At 50.6% G+C, this 18255-nt stretch carries 11 protein-coding genes; 1 reads left to right on the forward strand and 10 read right to left on the reverse strand.

Annotation, left to right across the window (positions count from 1 at the left end; genetic code table 11):
- Window positions 1–109: 109 nt before the first annotated feature.
- The 8 genes from CLOSYM_RS12920 to plsX form a co-directional block, all read right to left on the reverse strand.
- Window positions 110–1426, reverse strand: a complete 1317-nt coding sequence (locus tag CLOSYM_RS12920; RefSeq protein ID WP_003499707.1) for an amidohydrolase — start codon at window positions 1424–1426, stop codon at window positions 110–112.
- 41 nt (window positions 1427–1467) lie between these two features.
- Complete coding sequence (locus CLOSYM_RS12925) at window positions 1468–2772, reverse strand: chloride channel protein (RefSeq protein ID WP_003507309.1); 1305 nt, start codon at window positions 2770–2772, stop codon at window positions 1468–1470.
- Between the two features lie 86 nt (window positions 2773–2858).
- Window positions 2859–4100, reverse strand: a complete 1242-nt coding sequence (gene ilvA, locus CLOSYM_RS12930) for a threonine ammonia-lyase (protein WP_334291291.1) — start codon at window positions 4098–4100, stop codon at window positions 2859–2861.
- A 44-nt stretch (window positions 4101–4144) separates the two neighbouring features.
- Window positions 4145–5089 carry a signal recognition particle-docking protein FtsY gene (gene ftsY / locus CLOSYM_RS12935; RefSeq protein WP_003499714.1) on the reverse strand — a complete coding sequence of 315 codons (945 nt, stop codon included), beginning with the start codon at window positions 5087–5089 and terminating at the stop codon, window positions 4145–4147.
- 117 nt (window positions 5090–5206) lie between these two features.
- On the reverse strand, window positions 5207–8767 hold the full coding sequence (gene smc, locus CLOSYM_RS12940; protein WP_021642448.1) for a chromosome segregation protein SMC: 3561 nt from the start codon (window positions 8765–8767) through the stop codon (window positions 5207–5209).
- A gap of 7 nt (window positions 8768–8774) precedes the next feature.
- A complete protein-coding gene (rnc, locus tag CLOSYM_RS12945) occupies window positions 8775–9461 on the reverse strand; it encodes a ribonuclease III (protein ID WP_003499720.1) in 687 nt (228 codons plus the stop codon).
- A gap of 98 nt (window positions 9462–9559) precedes the next feature.
- The gene (gene acpP / locus CLOSYM_RS12950; protein WP_003499721.1) at window positions 9560–9790 is read right to left on the reverse strand and encodes an acyl carrier protein; all 231 of its coding nucleotides are present in this window, start codon (window positions 9788–9790) and stop codon (window positions 9560–9562) included.
- A 16-nt stretch (window positions 9791–9806) separates the two neighbouring features.
- A complete protein-coding gene (gene plsX / locus CLOSYM_RS12955; RefSeq protein WP_003499722.1) occupies window positions 9807–10826 on the reverse strand; it encodes a phosphate acyltransferase PlsX in 1020 nt (339 codons plus the stop codon).
- Window positions 10827–11468: 642 nt separating this feature from the next.
- On the opposite strand from plsX, the gene gltS reads away from it, so the two are divergent.
- Entirely contained in the window at window positions 11469–12710 is a 1242-nt protein-coding gene (gltS, locus tag CLOSYM_RS12960; protein ID WP_044902417.1) for a sodium/glutamate symporter, read from the forward strand.
- 129 nt (window positions 12711–12839) lie between these two features.
- Here the strand turns inward: gltS and CLOSYM_RS12965 are convergent, their stop codons facing one another.
- Both CLOSYM_RS12965 and CLOSYM_RS12970 read right to left on the reverse strand, forming a co-directional pair.
- Window positions 12840–16988 (reverse strand): DEAD/DEAH box helicase, encoded by a 4149-nt coding sequence (locus CLOSYM_RS12965; protein ID WP_003499724.1) that lies wholly within the window; start codon window positions 16986–16988, stop codon window positions 12840–12842.
- Window positions 16989–17003: 15 nt separating this feature from the next.
- Window positions 17004–17999: a diguanylate cyclase domain-containing protein gene (locus CLOSYM_RS12970; RefSeq protein WP_021642449.1), complete on the reverse strand. Its 996-nt coding sequence runs from the start codon at window positions 17997–17999 to the stop codon at window positions 17004–17006.
- Window positions 18000–18255 lie beyond the last annotated feature (256 nt).

Genomic DNA, 18255 nt, shown 5'->3' on the forward strand with positions numbered 1-18255 from the left:
TCATTCCGGCCGGATTCCCCCTCCACAACAACCTGCCCACGGGGACGAAGACTCAGCCGGCCCCCTCACCACACCGGACATGGTCCGTTCCGGACGCGTCCTCCTAACCTCAGTTAAATCTCCATTTCTCTGCCGCCCTGCGAAAGGCCCCCATGGCATCATCCAATTCCTCTCTGATACATCTCAAATCAGCATGCCTCAGCTTTTTTCCGCGCACCAGGATCCTCCCGTTTACGAGAACCGTATCCACATTCGAGGGATTGGCCGAATAAACGAGAGCTGAATAGGGATCGTAGCATGGGAACATATTGACGGAGTCTGTCTCTACAAGAATAATGTCCGCTTTTTTCCCGGGCTCCAGTGAACCGACTGTCTTTTCCATGTGCAGGGCTTTGGCTCCTTCACAGGTTGCCAGTCTCACAATCTCCTTTGCCGGAAATACACTCCTGTCATGGTTCACCGTCTTATGGAAGGAGGCGAACAGACGCATCTGCATGAAGAGATCCAGAGTGTTTCCGGAGGAGGCCCCGTCCGTTCCAAGGCCGACCGGGATTCCCGCTTCGAGAAGCTCCCTGACCGGAGCGACGCCTTTGCCTGCTTTTGTGTTGGAACCGATACAGTGGCTGACCGAAACTCTGCCGGCAGCCAGCAGTCTGATATCCTCTTTGGTCAGATGAATGCAGTGGGCCGCCAGGAGACGGCTGCCCAGTACTCCTGTTGCTTCTAAAAATTCTATCGGTGTCCGGCCGTACTTCTCCTGAAAATAAGTTAATTCATAATCCATTTCGCTGGCGTGGAGAGTGCAGAGAGTATCGTATTTTTCTGCGATATCATATGCCTTTTTAAGCATCTGCGGACTGTTGGTGTTTGTCGCATGGGGAGCTATGATAGGAGTGACCAGTTCATGCCCCTTCCACTCCTTTATAAATGCTTCCGCCAGGCCAAGCCCTCCGTAAGGCTCCTCACTGTCACACGTTTTCTGGCCGATCACCGTCTCACCGAGGACTCCGCGGATGCCCAGCTCTTCACAGGCCTTTGCCACTTCCTCCTCATAATAATACATGTCGGTAAAAGCAGTCACACCCGCCAGCAGCATTTCAGAAATGCCGTACCTTGAAGACAGCTTCACCAGCTTCTTTGTCATGGCTTCATTTTCCAGCGGAAAAAGGAAGCGGCGCAGCCGGTCGGGACAATCGTCGCCCAGTGAGCGAAACGGCATCATCGGGACATGGCAGTGGGTGTTGATAAATCCAGGCAGAACAATACCTCCTCCGGCATCTATTACCTCGTCTGCATCCGGAAGAGCTGCACTCTCGTATCCCAGTTCTTTGATTGTCTCATCCACGGTCAACACATAGCCCGGGGAATAAATGTGCATTTCCTTATCCATTGTGAGGACTGTGGCGTTTCGAATTAGAGTTTTCATTATTGCAGTTCCCTCCGTTTGGGCTGTGGGGCTTATTGCCCCTATTCCTCAGGTGATGTAATCTTCTTTCTCTGGTATGGGATAAAATCGTTCGTCTTCCGGTTGATAAATTCTGTTTTAGTCTTCGAATATACGAATTTCTGGCTGGAGTAAAGACTGTAGTAGCCGGAAAGAGTGAAACTGACCGCGATTACAATAACAAAATACGGCATCGCCGAGTAGCCGAACAGCTCAAACCCTATTAACAGCGTGGAAATCGGACAGTTGGTAACCCCCACAAAGAGAGCCAGCATTCCGCAGGCGGCCATCAGCCCGTGAGGCTGGCCCGTCACCATCGCAAAGGTACAGCCAAAGGTTGCTCCGATTGTCAGAGTGGGGACAATTTCACCTCCCTTAAAACCGGCCTCCAGCGTAATGGCGGTAAAAATTATCTTCCAGAGGAAAGCAGCGTAATCGACCTCTCCTTCGAAGCACATTTCGATCAGGCGGATACCGCTTCCGTTATATGCCGTTGTCCGCGACATCAGAGTGAGGGCGATTACAAGCAGCCCTCCCACGAATATCCGCTTAGCCGGTGACGGAAGGTGCCTTACGAACGTATGCTCCGTCCCTCGCAGCGTGATGCAGAACAGCTCAGCCACGAGAGCGCAGAGCATCCCGAGAATAATTATGATTACAGCCATTTTCAAATCGAATGCGGGCACTTCCCCGATGGCAAACGCCTCCGGCATAAGCTGCATATGTTTTGCGATTGCGGCTCCGATAAAGGAAGAAAAAATGCAGGGCACCAGAGCCGCATAATACATAACGCCGATGCTGATTACTTCCATTGAAAACACGGCGGCGGCCATCGGCGTTCCGAACAGAGCCGCAAAAGCCCCGCTCATGCCGCACATGACCGCAATTTTCATATCCTTTTCGTCCAGGCGGATCACCTTGCCAATCTGGTTTCCGATGCTTCCCCCCAACTGGAGGGCTGCGCCCTCCCGGCCGGAGGAACCGCCGCTGATATGGGTCAGAAGCGTTCCCAGGAAAACGGCCGGAGCCGTGCCAAAGGTGATTTCCGTGCCCGAATGGATAGATTCGATTACCATATTTGTCCCGCGGTTTTTATCTTCTTTCAAAATATGGTAGATACCCGTTATCAAAAGTCCGCAGACCGGCAGAAAAAGTATCGTCCATGGATTATTCCTGAAATACGAGGATACCCATAGCACTGCATGGCCGAAAACAGTTCCAACCAGTCCCGTTACCAGTCCGATGAGAACGGATATCACGGTCCATTTGGCAAAGTAATGCAGATTTTTGCCAAACGGTGTATTCTTGTCAAATTGATACATACCCATTTCCCCTTTTTAACTGCGGTTCTCCGCTTCATGATTCACATCCGCACCCTGATACCATCCGCGAAGGACCGCCGTTTTAATCCAGTCTATGCCTCATAGATTCCTTTTGATTTGACAAGTTTCGGACGGTAGCCGGCGGCTTTCAGCGCATCTACAATCTTCTCTTTATGTTCTGTTCCGAATGCCTCTACCGTGATCCGAAGCTCCACAGCCGCATTTCTGTTGATGCTGACAAACTGGTTGTGTTCCAGCTTGATGACATTCCCCTGCTCTGCCGCCATAAGAGTGGAAACCTTTGCAAGCTCGCCCGGTTTGTCGGGAAGCAGAACGGAAACCGTGAAAACACGATCCCTCTGGATCAGGCCGTGCTGGACGATGGAAGCCATCGTAATTACATCCATATTTCCGCCGCTCAGAATCGAAACAATCTTTTTCTTATTGACATTCAAATGTTTCAGGGCCGCAACAGTCAGAAGGCCGGAATTTTCCACGATCATCTTATGGTTTTCCACCATGTCGAGGAAAGCGACAATCAGCTCGGAATCCTCGATTGTGATGATTTTGTCCACATTCTCCTGTATGTATGGGAGCAGCAGTTCTCCCGGAGTCTGCACTGCAGTGCCGTCCGCTATTGTGTTAACTGAAGGAAGGGATACAACCTTTCCGGCCCTAAGGGATTCCTGCATGCAGTTTGCGCCCGCCGGCTCCACGCCGATAATTTTAATCTTCGGATTCAGAAGCTTTGCCAGAGTTGCCACCCCGGTACAGAGGCCTCCCCCGCCGATCGGTACCAGAATATAATCTACCGTGGGCAGCTCTTTGATAATCTCCATCGCGATCGTTCCCTGACCTGTGGCAACATCCAGATCATTAAAAGGATGGATAAATGTATAACCCTTTTCGGCAGCCAGCCTGTTGGCATGGGCCAGGGCCTCGTCAAATACGTCTCCATGGAGTACCACTTCGGCCCCATAGCTTCTGGTCCTGTTGACCTTCATAAGGGGCGTTGTGGTCGGCATGACGATCACGGCTCCCGCGCCAGCCAGCTTCGCTGCATAAGCGACTCCCTGTGCGTGATTACCGGCGGAAGCAGTGATGAGCCCTCTGCTTTTTTCCTCTTCCGAAAGCGTGCTGATTTTGTAATAGGCGCCCCGAACCTTATAGGCTCCCGTATACTGCATATTTTCAGGTTTAAAATACACCTTGTTACCGGTCATATTGGAAAAATGCTCACTGTACACCAGCTTTGTCTCGGATATTACCTTTGAAACGGCTTCCGTTGCCTCCTCAAATTTCTCCAGCGTCAATTTTTCTTCCTTCTCTTCCATATCTTCCATCTTTTCTCCTTTTACCTGCTCTTCGTATTCCCCGCTCATTCTGTTTTTTCCTCCGGTCTTTTAAACAAAGCGTTTACAAAATCATTTGCGTCAAATTTCTGTAAATCGTCTATTTTTTCACCAATTCCCACGTATTTAACCGGTATTCCAAGCTCCGACTGAATCGCGACAGCGATACCTCCTTTTGCCGTCCCGTCCAGTTTCGTCAGGATAATACCTGTAATATCGGCTACTTCCATAAACTGCTTTGCCTGGGACAGGGCATTCTGGCCCGTGGTGCCGTCCAGGACTACGAGCGTCTCCCGGTAGGCGTCGGGATATTCTTTGTCAATTATCCGGTTAATCTTTTTAAGCTCTTCCATCAGATTTTTCTTATTATGGAGCCTGCCTGCCGTATCACAGATTAATACATCCGCATTCCTGGATTTGGCGGCGGCAATGGCGTCAAAGATAACGGCCGCCGGATCGGAGCCCTCCTGCTGGGCTATCAGTTCCACACCGGCACGGTTGGACCACTCCGTCAATTGCTCAATCGCTGCCGCGCGGAAGGTATCGGCTGCCGCAAGAATTACTTTCTTGCCCTGATCTTTTAGCTGGCCGGCCAGCTTTCCGACCGAGGTGGTCTTTCCGACACCGTTTACCCCTATCACAAGTACAACGGACTTTTGTCTCTCAAATTCATAGGCGTTTTCCCCCAGATCCATCTGGCTCTTGATACTGGCCACGAGAAGATCCTTGCATTCCGACGGCTCTTTGATATGGTTTTCTTTTACCTTCCGGCGCAGATCCTCCACGATCGACATCGTCGTCTGGATTCCCAAATCCCCCATAATCAGCGTTTCTTCTATCTCCTCGTAAAAATCGTCATCAATGGCGGAAAAGCCACTGAAAATCGAGTCAATTCCCGATACAATGGAATTCCTGGTTTTTGTAAGCCCCTCTACGAGACGGCCGAAAAAGCCCTTTTTTCCTTCACTCATCTCCAGTTTCCTCCTTAAAATACTATTGCGGTTACGATTATTTCCTGCATCTTAGATTGCGTTGCGGTCCGTCTTATGTACATTATGCTGTAGCAGCCCAGACAGAATGAACTGTTACTATGCTTCCAGTTTATCTTCAATCAGACTTACGGAAACCAGTGTTGACACGCCCTTCTCCTGCATCGTGATACCGTAAAGGCGATCCGAAGCGACCATGGTTCCCCTCCGGTGAGTGATGACGATAAACTGTGTGTATTTTGTAAGCTTATGCAGATACCCGGCAAAACGATCCACGTTGGAATCATCGAGCGCCGCCTCAATCTCGTCTAAAAGGCAGAAGGGCGATGGTTTCAGGTTCTGAATGGCAAAGAGCAGGGCAATCGCCGTGAGCGCCTTTTCTCCGCCTGAAAGCTGCATCATGTTTTGAAGCTTTTTGCCCGGAGGCTGCGAGATAATCTGTATTCCCGCTTCCAGGATATCTTCATCCTCCTGAAGCTCCAGAGTACCGTGGCCTCCTCCGAACATCTCCTTGAATACCTTGTCAAATTCCATCCTGATTTCGCGGAATTTTTCTTCGAACTGCCTGCGCATTCCGGAATCCAGTTCATCGATGATTTTAAGAAGCGTCTCCTCAGCCATAATCAGATCATCATGCTGGGTCTTCATAAATTCGTACCGTTCCGATACTTCTTTATAATCCTCAATCGCGTTGACATTGACGCTGCCAAGCGCCCTGATCTGTGACTTTAACTGCTCTATCTGCTTCTTCATCTCCGGTACGGAGTTTAACTCCTCCTGCCTCAGCTTTTCGGCAGTGGACCAGGTGAGCTCATACTCGCTCCACATATAGTTCGTCTGGTTTTCAATCCGTTCCGAAAGCTTTTCCTTCTGGTTCTGAAGACGGAACAAATCCTTATCAAGAAGGTTCATCCGCTCCGAAAGCCCTTCCCGTTTATCAAAAAAGGACTTCTGCCTGCCGGTTTTTTCTTCTTTATCCTTTATCTTCCCGGCCATGGATTGTTCCAGTTTTCCGGCCGTGCTAAGAGCCTCTTCTATCTGTGCCCTCAGGCTTTCAATTTCCGCCTGTTTTTTCTCAATAGCCTGGCTGCTGCCGCTTCCCCCCGCCGTCAGCTCTTCTTTTTCAAGCAACAGCTTTTCAGCCTCTTCGCGGACGCGTTTTATATTCTCAAGAGTAAAGCTGTCCTGCTGCTTTACCTGGGCCGCCTTAAGCTGCACCTGAGAAAGAGCCGACGCCTTCTGCTCCCTCTCCTCTTTCAGTATCTCGAGCCTGACTGTGTATTCTTCCACTTCCCGGTTTTTTAAAAGTCCCAGGTCTTCCAGACGTCCCGCCTCTTCCTCCAACCGGGTCCGGTTCTCCTTCAGTTCTTTTAACTGTTCCTCCAGCTCTCGGTTCTCAGCAACCAGATCTGCAGAAGATTCCACAATCTCTCGTTTTTTTCCTTCCATTCTTGAAAGGTTCATCTGAGCCGTATTCTCTTCCAGGTATGCGGCCTGTTTCTCAGCCCTGATTTTCTCAAGCTCCCCTTTTGCTTCTTCCAGAATTCCTTCATTCAGCGCCAGGTCTTTTTGTATCTCTTCCACCAGCACAAGCGCTTTCCCGCAGTTTTCTTCCAGCTCCTCTATCTCCCTTTTTCTGCCCAGGAGATTGCTGCTGTTTTTGAAAGCTCCGCCTGTCATGGAGCCGCCTGCATTCAGAAGTTCGCCCTCCAGAGTAACGATTCTCATAGAGTGTTTATATTTTTTCGCCAGTGCAATGGCGCTGTCAATATGATCGGCCACAATCACCCGGCCCAGCAGATAACCGGCCAGTCCCCGGTACTGTTTATCCACCGTCACCAAATCACTTGCAAGCCCCAGAACGCCCGGTTCCCTGAGCGCGCTTTCCTGATTAAAGGAACCTCTGTCAGCAACACTCGTCAGGGGAAGAAATGTGGCCCGGCCGTATTTATTTTTTTTCAGATATTCAATCAGCTGTTTCGCCGTCTGCTCCGAATCGGTTACGATATTTTGAATACTTCCGCCGAGGGCCGTCTCAATCGCCGTCTCATATTCTTTGGTCGTGGAAATAATATCCGCCACAACGCCGTGTATCCCGACCACACGATCCCTGACCTCCATAACGCGGCGGATGCTGTTGCCGTAGCCGTCGTAGCGCTCTGCCAGATTCTTTAAGGATTCCAGCTTTGTGTAGCTTTTATGATACTCCTGCTGTGTGAAGTTCAGCCGTTTTCCCAGCCGTTTCACCTCTTCGTCGGCGCCCTCAGCCTCCGATACCAGCGCGTTTTCGCGTCCGGCAAGCTCCGTCAGGTGTGCCTCTATCTCATGAAGGCGGATTTCCTCTTCCTTAATCTGCTCATCCTGAATTGATTCGTCACTTTTAAACTTCAAAAGCTTTTGGCTGACTTCCGCCCTGCGCACATCCACCTGTTCAAGCATGGTCGCATAGCGCTGCTGCCTGGCTGCCAGACCGGCTTTCTCATTCAGAGCGCGTATGATTTCCGCTTTGGCATCCTCCGTCAGCGTCTCAAAGTCCAGAATTTCCTGCTCTTTTTCCGCCAGCTCTTTTTCCGCACAGGACAGTTCCCCGGCGACTTCCCAGATACTGCGGGACAGTTCCTCCCGCTCCTTTTCGTACTCTTCTTTCCGGCTGGTTCTCGCCGCAATTTCATTCTCTATGGAGCTGATGCGGCTCTTAATGTGTTCCTCATTCATCCGCTCCGTGTTGATCTGCTCGCCCAGGACGTTAATCTGCCCCTCCAGACTCTCTTTCATCAGTACGGCCCGGCTCATAGCGTCACGCTCTTCCTGAATCAGGTTCTCAAGCCCTTCCAGTTCTTGGCTCAGCTCATCATATTCCGTCTTAAGACGTTCCGACTCCGTTCTCACAGTCTCCAAATCGCCGGTTACAACAACTTCTCTTCCTGCAATTTCGGTAAGCTGGCCCTTAAGGGTCTCCGACTCCGTCAGGAACAGGTTTGCATCGTAGAGCTTCAGACTCTCCTTCAGACGGAGATATTCCCTGGCCGCCTCCGACTGTCTGGCCAGAGGGCCAACCTGCTTTTCCAGCTCCGCCAATATATCGGAAACGCGCAGCAGATTCTGTTTCTCGTCCTCCAGCTTCTTCTGTGCAATCAGCTTTCTTCTCTTGAATTTGACAATGCCTGCGGCTTCATCGAACAGCTCGCGCCGTTCCTCCGGTTTCCCGCTTAAAATCTTGTCAATCTGGCCCTGGCCGATGATGGAATACCCCTCTTTTCCGATACCCGTATCATAAAAAAGCTCATTGATATCCTTCAAACGGCAGGTACTGCCATTAATCTTATATTCACTCTCTCCGGAGCGGTAAAGACGCCTGGAAATGGTGACCTCATCAAAGCCGATTGGCAGCTTATGGTCGGAATTGTCCAGTGTAATCGCCACATAGGCAAAGCCCTGGGGCTTGCGCATCTGTGTTCCTGAGAATATGACGTCCTGCATCGAGCCGCCTCTCAGCTGCTTGATACGCTGTTCTCCCAGAACCCAGCGGACCGCATCGGCAACATTGCTCTTCCCGCTGCCGTTTGGTCCCACGATACCGGTGATACCGTTATGAAATTCAAACAGGATTCGGTTGGCAAATGACTTGAATCCCTGGATCTCAATACTTTTTAAATACATATTCCACCTATGATTTTCTGATTTTTAGTATACCGCGGTAGGCTGCAAGCTGTTCCGCCGCCTTTTTTGTCCTGCCTGTGCCGCGCCCAATCTCCTTCTCACCAATTTTGGCCGCTACCTCAAACATCTTATTATGATCCGGGCCTTCCTCCCTGAGAAGCTGGTAGCTGAGCCCTTCCTCACACCGGCTCTGTACAATTTCCTGCAAGATAGTCTTGCTATCATAAAAGAGCTTCTTATGTTCCATATCATTCAGAATAAATTTGTGAATAAACTCTTTTGCACTAGCAAAACCACCGTCCAGATAAATGGCTCCAATCAGGGCCTCCATCGCATCGGAAACTACTGAGTTCCTGTTCCTTCCTCCGGTCGCTTCCTCTCCTTTTCCCAGGAGCAGATATTTACCGAGTGACAATTCCTCCGCGCAGTAGGCAAGCGTAGGCTCACAAACCATGCTGGCTCTAGTCTTTGTCAAATCCCCCTCCGGCATGTCCGGGAATTTGTGAAACAGAAAGTCACTGGACACAATCTCCAGTACGGCATCTCCCAGGAATTCCAGCCGCTCGTTGCACTCTAATTTACTTTTGTGGCATTCATTGGCATAGGAGCTGTGGGTCATGGCACGGCCGAGCAGCTCTCTGTTGTTGAAATGATAGCCTGTCTTTTCTTCCAGTTCCATCAGTTTTTTGTCCATATTTTTCCTTTCCGCCCGGTTAATGGGCTGTATTGAGTCAGTGCCGTGAACAATAACACAAGCAGCCCCGTCCCCAGGGCTGCTCCGGCAAACCTTTATTAATTTAATGCATTTTTGATCTGTTCTACCGCATCCTGTACCGTTACAATCTTCTCTGCGGATTCTGTCGGGATTTCAATATCGAATTCTTCTTCAATGCCCATGATAATCTGAAAGATGTCAAGTGAATCAGCCCCCAAATCGTCAACAAACGTCGTGTTCATTGTGATTTCGTCCGGCTCCGTATTTAATACCTCTGCAATGATCTGCTGTAATTTTTCAAATTCCATAGTCTTCCTTCCTCTCTCACCTTTCTTCTTGTTCCTTTTCCTTCGGGAAAAGGCTCTCTTTCATTTTTTCATTAATCCTCTGCTCTTTGAATGTAACGCATTGGATTATAGAATTACATACTTCCGTCCGCTTTGAATTGCCGTGGGTCTTAACCACCAGGCCGTTCAGTCCCAGCAGCGGGGCTCCTCCATACTGGCTGGCGTCGAAGCTCTTCAGCGTTTCCTTCAGGGCCGGCTTGACTAACAAGGCCCCTATTTTGGAACGCAGGCTGGTCATCATACCGGCCTTTACTTTGGCTATCAATGTCGCGCCCACGCCTTCGTACAGTTTTAGAATGACATTGCCGGTAAACGCTTCAGCGACTATAACATCGGCCTCTCCATGGGGAATCTCCCTGGCTTCTATGCTTCCGGTAAAATTAATATCCCCGCATTCGCGAAGCAGCGGATACGTCTCCTTTACCAGTGCATTGCCCTTTTCCTCCTCGGCTCCGATATTAACAATCGCCACACGCGGATTCCTGATACCTACCACATTCTCCATGTAAATGGAGCCCATCTTTGCAAACTGTACCAGATGGGACGGCCTTGCATCCACATTGGCGCCGCAGTCAATCAGGAGGGACACTCCCTTCTCCGTCGGAATAAGCGGTGCCAGGGGAGGCCGCTCCACTCCCTTGATTCTTCCGACGATTACCTGGCCGCCTACCAGAATAGCACCTGAACTTCCCGCTGAGACGAAGGCATCCGCCTCATCGCGGCGTACCATATTCATCCCTACCACAATGGAAGAATCTTTTTTCTTCCGTATGGCATTTACCGGTGGCTCTTCGGTCTCAATCACTTCAGTTGCATTTACAATTTCAATCTGATCAGTATTATATGTATGCTTCTTTAATTCCGCTGATACACGTTCTTCCTGACCGACCAGAAGAATTTTTATATCTTTTCTGGTATTCGCCGCCATAACGGCTCCTGCGACGATCTCCTCCGGTGCGTTGTCACCGCCCATTGCATCTACCGCTACTTTGATCATGCCAATTTCTCCTTTGCCGACGCATTCTCAGACATAAATAAAGGCATACGTTTATCCCCATCTATCAAGAATGCCACAATCTATACAATAATATACTAAATATCATTCTATAAATCAATATGATTTTTCCTATTATGGTATCTTTGCAGCAGCAGTTCTGCCATAATGCATTCCGCGTGGTGTTTTCGCTGTTTTTTGCGAAACTTCCGGGTTATGCGGCGTAAAACGGCATTGATACCTGCCATAAAACAGCGCTTTTATCTCTGTGGGGAAATCCGGCCTGCCTTTTTCCATTTTTTGTTATATCACATTCTTCTTTTCATGTAAATTGTTATTTTAATTGTTTACACTTTTATACTTATTTTTTGCTCCGCTTTCTTCTCGGCGATTCAACTGTTACTTTTTTTTAACAAAATTACCGTCATTCCCCTCTTAATACTAACGAAGTATCTTGTGCTTTATGGCCGGATATTTTATAATGAAATCAGGCTGACTGGTATTATTATACATAATTATATGGATTATAATACCGGTTTTTATTGTTTCTTCACAGGGGAAGGGAAACAATTGCAGCTTGATGTACATAAGACACTTATAAATTTAAGTAAGTACACCAGAATTTCAAAATTGGAGGTAGGTAGAATGACGTTTGAAACTATTGAAAATGTTCTCAACATTAACACCGATGCTATTATGACGCTGGCGATGGCCGCTGTCCTTCTGGTTATCGGCTATTTTATCAAGAACAAACTTACAATCCTTGACAGGTATTGTATCCCGGCTCCGGTAGTCGGCGGATTCCTTTTTATGTTTATTACATGGATTGGACATGCCACCGGAAGCTTTACTTTTAACTTTACCAACACATTCCAGGATCCTTTCATGCTGGCTTTCTTTACCACGGTAGGACTTGGTGCAAGCTTTGCCCTGCTGAAAAAGGGCGGCGTGCTTCTGATTGTATACTGGCTCACCTGCGGAGTAATCTCCATTTTCCAGAACACAATCGGTATCGGCATTTCTAAAGTGATCGGCCTTGAAGCTCCCTATGCGCTTCTCTCCAGCTCCATCTCGATGATCGGCGGACACGGCGCTGCTTTATCCTACGGCAGCACGTTCGCAGAGATGGGTTATGAGACGGCTCCTTTAGTAGGCGCCGCGGCTGCCACCTTCGGTCTGATTTCAGCCGTATTAGTAGGCGGTCCGGTCGGACGCCGTCTGATCGTCAAATACAATTTAAAACCGGATGAGAATGAAAACTTTGCGACCGATGTAGAGAGCATCAACGCCGATACCGGCGAGAAGCTTTCCGGTCTGGATATCATCAAAAACGTGACGGCTATTCTCGTTTGTATGGCGCTCGGAACCATGGTCTCCAAATGGGTCAGCGGACTGATCAGCATGTCCTTCCCAACTTACGTCGGAGCCATGTTTGTTGCCGTTATCATGCGTAACCTGAATGAGAAATTCAGAATGTACAATTTCAACTATCCTCTGGTAGAGGGAATTGGCGATGTCATGTTAAGCCTCTATCTCTCCCTTGCTCTTATGACGCTGAAGCTCTGGGAACTGTCGGGCCTCATCGGCGGAGTGGCAATCGTTGTATTCGCTCAGGTAATCTTTATGATTCTTGTTTCATACTTCGTTGTATTCCGTATCCTCGGCAAGAATTATGACGCTGCTGTTATGTGCGCCGGTTTATGCGGACACGGACTCGGAGCCACACCTTCCGCTATCGTTAACATGACTGCCGTAAACGAGCGTTACGGCATGTCCAGAAGAGCAATGATGATCGTTCCAATCGTAGGCGCTTTCCTGGTTGATATCATTTATCAGCCAACCACTATCTGGTTCATCAAGACCTTTGTACAGGGCTTTGGAGGCTGATAGAACGCGTTTAACTGAAACTGATGTAAAGATTTAGCGGCTTCCCCTGGGAAAGGCCATAAGACCACGATTAGGTCTTATGGCCTTTTAAATTATATCCGTATTGCCTCTGCGCTGTCCATATCATTTTTACGGCCAATATAGTACATAGTCCTGCATTTCGTGAATAAAACCTGCTTTTTTCAGGCTGTCTCCGGCGTATTTTGGATAATCCTTCACAATCAGCCGTTTTTGGTCCGCGAACAGCTTTTTTTCCCTGAAATCCCGTACCAGTCCGGACAGGATGATATCCAGCCTGCTTTGTGCGTCATCCCCAAAAACTCTCAGGGTTTTTCCCTGCTTTTCAAGAACTGCCGCCGGAAGTCCGCCCAGCAGCGCAACTGCGGTTCCCGGAAGATTCATAAATTCCCGTTCCTTTGGCTGCTTTAAAATTTTGCCCCAAATCTGTGCCGGGTCTGACGCATTCATCCATATAAGCTCCTCATCGGACTTCTGTAATAAAGCGGTGACCGCCTCGTAATCATCTTTTCTGATAAACTGCGCTCCGGACAGCCCTTCGATAAAGTACCCTCTTCTGACTCTTCCCGTGTACTCCCAGACGCGGAGGATTTCCAGCGCCTCGCGCCAGGTAAATTCATCCCCCATAGAGGCTTTCAGGAAGGTTTCCCGGCATAGAACAACTGCCTCTGTGAAATACCGCAGAAGCAGTTCTTCCCTGCTTTTTTCCCGGACGGGCCGCACAATATCCCAGCGCCCGGCCGACAGCGCCATGACCCTTGCGTTAACACGCTGTCTGACCGGCGCTTTCCTGATTTTCTCCCTGTTCTGCCATTGTCTCACCGGCACAAAGCTGTCGGCACAGACGAGGCCTTTGGCAGCCAGTTTCAGAAGTACTTCCTGGGCGCTGTCCTCCTTTGGAATTCCCGTCAGAAATTTAAGAAAGCTGGCGCCGCGCCTTTTTAACTCCCGGTACAAAAGCAGTTCGTCCCCTTCCAGTTCCTCTGCCGCCTCCGGCAGACCGGCGCCCCAGTCGATATCGTCATATCGGTGGAAACTCAAGTTTCCATCCGGCGCCATCTTCCAGAAATAATCTCCCTGGGCCAGAAGGCGGTCCAGCATTGTCTCCGAATAATTTTTCACGCGTCTTCTGAAAATGACGGATTCCCACTGCCTGACCGGAAGATTTATATCACAGCATTGTTCCATTGCGCGTTTCAGCTGTTCCTCTGCCGGGGCATGCAGCTCTATCCGCCCGGCCATCAAGGAGGCGTAGCTCTCAGGCGGTCTTGTCACCGTCTGGAGGCGCAGGCTCTTTACCATTCTATTTCTGGCCCGGTCATACAGCCTGGAATGGTAATAGACTTCCCCGTCCTTTACGATGCTCTCCCGGCTTTGAAGCTCCTCCAGAAGCTTTTTTGTAAACGGCTTTGTCAGGAAGTACCGTTCCCGTATTTCATCCTCGGTCTGTCCTCCGCGGTAATACAGCATTCTCCGCACTATATGGCAGCCCGGTTCCTCCGCTCCCGCTTCCCCGGCAAGCATTCTTTCATACTCTTCCCTCTGTTCCATCGCTATCCAGAGTCCCGGCTCCAGATAAAGAGCCTGTTCCCTTCTGGCCAGGTTATCCAGCCACTCCACCGGGACCGGAAGTTCTCCTGCAGTCAGGTCTCCCTCCATCATCAGCAGGGAGTGGAGCTGTTCCTCATTCTCCGGCAGTTTCTTCCGTTCCTGCTGCCGGGCCAGCTCCTCTGCGGATGGTTTCATCCGCTCCATCTGTCTCAGTTCCTCATATGCCGCCTGACGGATTCCGGGCGTTGAAGGCGAATATTCATACATCTCCTCTGTCTCCACCTTCCACTGGAAAGGAAGGGACATCGGGGACGGCACATCGACGTACACCTCACGGACCGTTATGCAGCCGGCGCGGATTTCGTTTAAAACTTCCGTCACGCCGCCGATATCCCATAAATCCTCCAGACATTCCCTCCGTGTTTCCCGCATCAGAGGGTGTTCTCTCTCCCCCATCAGGGAATCCAGCATTTCCGTACTGCGCAGTCTCTGCATCCACAGCGGCTGGCGGCCGTTTTGCCTCATCCCCATCATCAGCGCCCTGGCGGCGCTGTAACGGAATGTCATGCTGAAAACGGGAGTCAGCGGCAGCACTGCTTCCAAAACAGGCTTCACCGTATCCGGATTAATCTGGTACAGCAGGCCCTCCGGCAGTTTTTCCCCTCCGTAACTATAGAGCAGAACCCCGTCGTCGTCATCCACACATCCGAGATTCATCCCGCTCTGCTCACCGGCGGCATGCCGGAGCAGCAGGGACAGGGGCGCATTTACCCTCCTTCCGAAGAGGGCATGCACCATGACCTGGCAGTTTCCCGTGTGGTCGGTAAAATGTTCCACCAGAATCGTTTTATCGTCGGGGAGCCCTCCGGTCGCCTCAATCTGCCGTGACAAAAAGCCGGAAGCCGTTTCAGCCGCCGTCTCATCAAGACCCAGACGGTAAAGCTCTTTTAAAAGACTTTCCTCCGAGTCTTCGGCACAGTTTTCCAGCTCCCGCATGATGCGGCCAAAGGCCCGGCTGGTGCGCAGCGCCCGGCCCTTTATCTCCCCTTTCCAGAAGGGCAGCCTGGCTCCCTCCACCTGCGCCGGGGCCACGTATACCGTATCCTTGTCCTGCCTCATAATTCTCCATGCGAAGGCGCCCAGTAAAAAGCGGTCGCCAATCTGGGATTCATAGACAAACTCCTCATCCAGTTCTCCAAGCTTCACCCCGTCTTCCGTCTTGGCCGTGTAAAGCCCCTTGTCCGGAATGGTGCCTCCGGCTGCCACTGCCAGCATCCGGCTGTAATTGTCCCCCGTCACCCGATCGTGAATCCGGTCATAGAGTATCCGGGGGCGGACCGGTATTTCGCGGCTGTGCTCGTAATCGCCGGCCAGCATGCGCAGTACCGCCCTCACATCCTCTTTCGTCACCCGGCGGAAAGGATAGGCCCGGCACAAAATTCCCATGACGTCGTCCACCGAATAACCGTCTCCCACAGCCATGGAAACGAGGTGCTGGGCTAAGATGTCAAGGCACATTGCCGGCGGGGCCGCATGCTCCACGCCGCCCTGCCTGGCAATCTCCGCCGTTATGCCGCAATATACGCTCTCCGGCGCGGTCCGCGGATACATCGTCATCACGCTCACCTTGCCCGGATTATGCCCGGCACGGCCCAGACGCTGCATTGTGCTGGATACGGTGCGCGGACAGCCAATCTGGAGAACGCGGTCGATTTCACCGACATCAATCCCAAGCTCCATGGAGGAGGTGGCGCACAAAAGGCGGAGTTTTCCCTTTCGCAGCGCCTCTTCCGCTTCCATCCGCTGTTCTTTTGACAGGCTGCCGTGATGGACCCTGGCAAAGTCCTCCCCTCCCAAAAGATTCACATAATAAGCCAGCTTTTCCGCGTAGCGGCGCCCCTCCGAAAATGCAATCACGCTTTTATAGGAGAGACATTGTTCATAGACAATCTTGGCCAGCTCCTCCCATAGAGGATCTTTGCGCTTTTCCCCAAAGGGCACGGTGCCCACAATCTCTATTTTCACCTGCTTTTTCATCGGCGGAGCAGCAATGACGGCAGACTCCGGTGACAAATACTCCGCCGCCAGCTCAAGCGGTTCAATTGTGGCCGATAATCCAATCCGCTGGAGCTTTCGTCCGCTCAGCTTCTCAAGCCTGGCAATGGAGAGCATCAGATGCGCTCCCCGCTTCGTATCAATCATTGCATGCAGTTCATCCAGGATAACCGCTCTCACCGTCCTGAGTATTTCCTGCCCTCCCTTTGACGTCAGCATCAGATAAAGTGATTCCGGCGTTGTGATCAAGATGTGGGGAGGGTGTTTTATCATCCTTTGGCGTTCCTTCTGGGGCGTATCTCCCGTCCGCATGGCCGCCACAATTTCCGGCTGCCCTGCTTTTTTCGGTATTCCGTCCAGAGGACGGCGCAGATTCTCGCGGATATCTCCGGCAAGCGATTTCAGAGGCGATACATAGAGCAGATACAGCTCCTCTTTTAAATCTCCCCCGGCCGCCAGCGCATTCAGACGGTCTATGAAAATCAGAAAAGCAGAGAGTGTCTTGCCTGTTCCCGTCGGCGCGCTGACCAGGACATCTTTATCCTTTGCAATCGCGGCCCACGCCTCCTCCTGCACTCTCGTCGGCATTCCGAACGTATCGGAAAACCAGTCAGCCGTAGGCTGTGAAAACAGCTTCATAACATGCTTTTGCATAATTTATTCCTTATCCTATTCAAACTCCTCTGCCCGGCAGACAACGCCTTTCCCCTGCCCCTTCGCACGGTACAGCGCTTTGTCCGCCCTGTTGTAGAGCGCCGTAAAATCTTCCCCTGTCCTGCGGCTTCCGGCTATCCCGGCAGAACAGCTTACAGATACGTGCAACCGCTCCGACAGCACACTGCATTCCTTTAACAGTCTGAGAAATTGCTTTTCCACCGCATCATAGTCTGCACTGCAGCTCTCCCACACGGCAAATTCGTCGCCTCCCATCCGTCCAAGGATTGCCGCAGGAGAAAATGACCGCTTCAAAACCCGGGAAAATTCCCTGATTACCTCATCCCCTGTTAAATGTCCTTTAGAATCATTGACACATTTAAAGTCGTCTAAATCAATGGCCAGAAAATAACCGTTCTCATTTTTGATTGCCCGGGAAACGTGCCGTTCCATATAGATCCGGTTATAAAGCTCCGTCATATGGTCCAGCTCCATCCGGTGTTCCAGCGCCCTGCTCTTTTGTACGGCCTCATTTGCCAGGGTGGCAAGAGATTTCGGATAATACTCATCCTCTCCCTGATCCAGATACGGCATGGAATGGTGAACATTGCAAATCTGCACGCCGCCGGGAGTGTCCCGGCAGACAACGGTAAACCGGCTGCCCTCCATATCTATCAGAACCGGCTTTCCCGGTGTGGACTTCTCACGGATCCAAATCCCTCCATAGACGAGACATACATCATCGGTTATCCGCTGCGCCTCATACCATTCATCCTGCAATTCAAACTGGATATCCCTGGCCTCCACCTGATCTGCCGTCATCCCCTTTAAAAAGTCGTCCCTGTTTTTATAAAATTCGTGACGGCCCGTGCCAATCATCAGAAAATCCTCAGGAAGCATGCGAAAGCTGGATTCCAGCTCCTCAGGCTCCTGATTGACGACATAGAGTCTCCATATGCGTTTTACGCTCTCGATTGCTCTTTTTTGAAATTCTGTATATTGTTCTGTCATTTAAAACTTTCCCTCCTGTCTTACCGTCATCTTTATAAGCTTTGTTTGAGCCATCAAAATCTCATCAGCAGGAAATTGGCAGTCAGGCCCGCCGCCGTCTGTGGTATGCCCTTCTGTTGGATATCCGTGTATTTTACTGTTTCGAATATCATACCATTATTCAGCAGATACATCAATCATTTGTGCCGGGCAGATACGCCGGGGATACGGCTTTTAACAGGCCAGTCAGCACCACCGGCTTAGCCGGTGGCCTGCT

This window comes from [Clostridium] symbiosum ATCC 14940 (assembly GCF_000466485.1).
GTDB classification, from domain to species: Bacteria; Bacillota; Clostridia; order Lachnospirales; family Lachnospiraceae; genus Otoolea; species Otoolea symbiosa.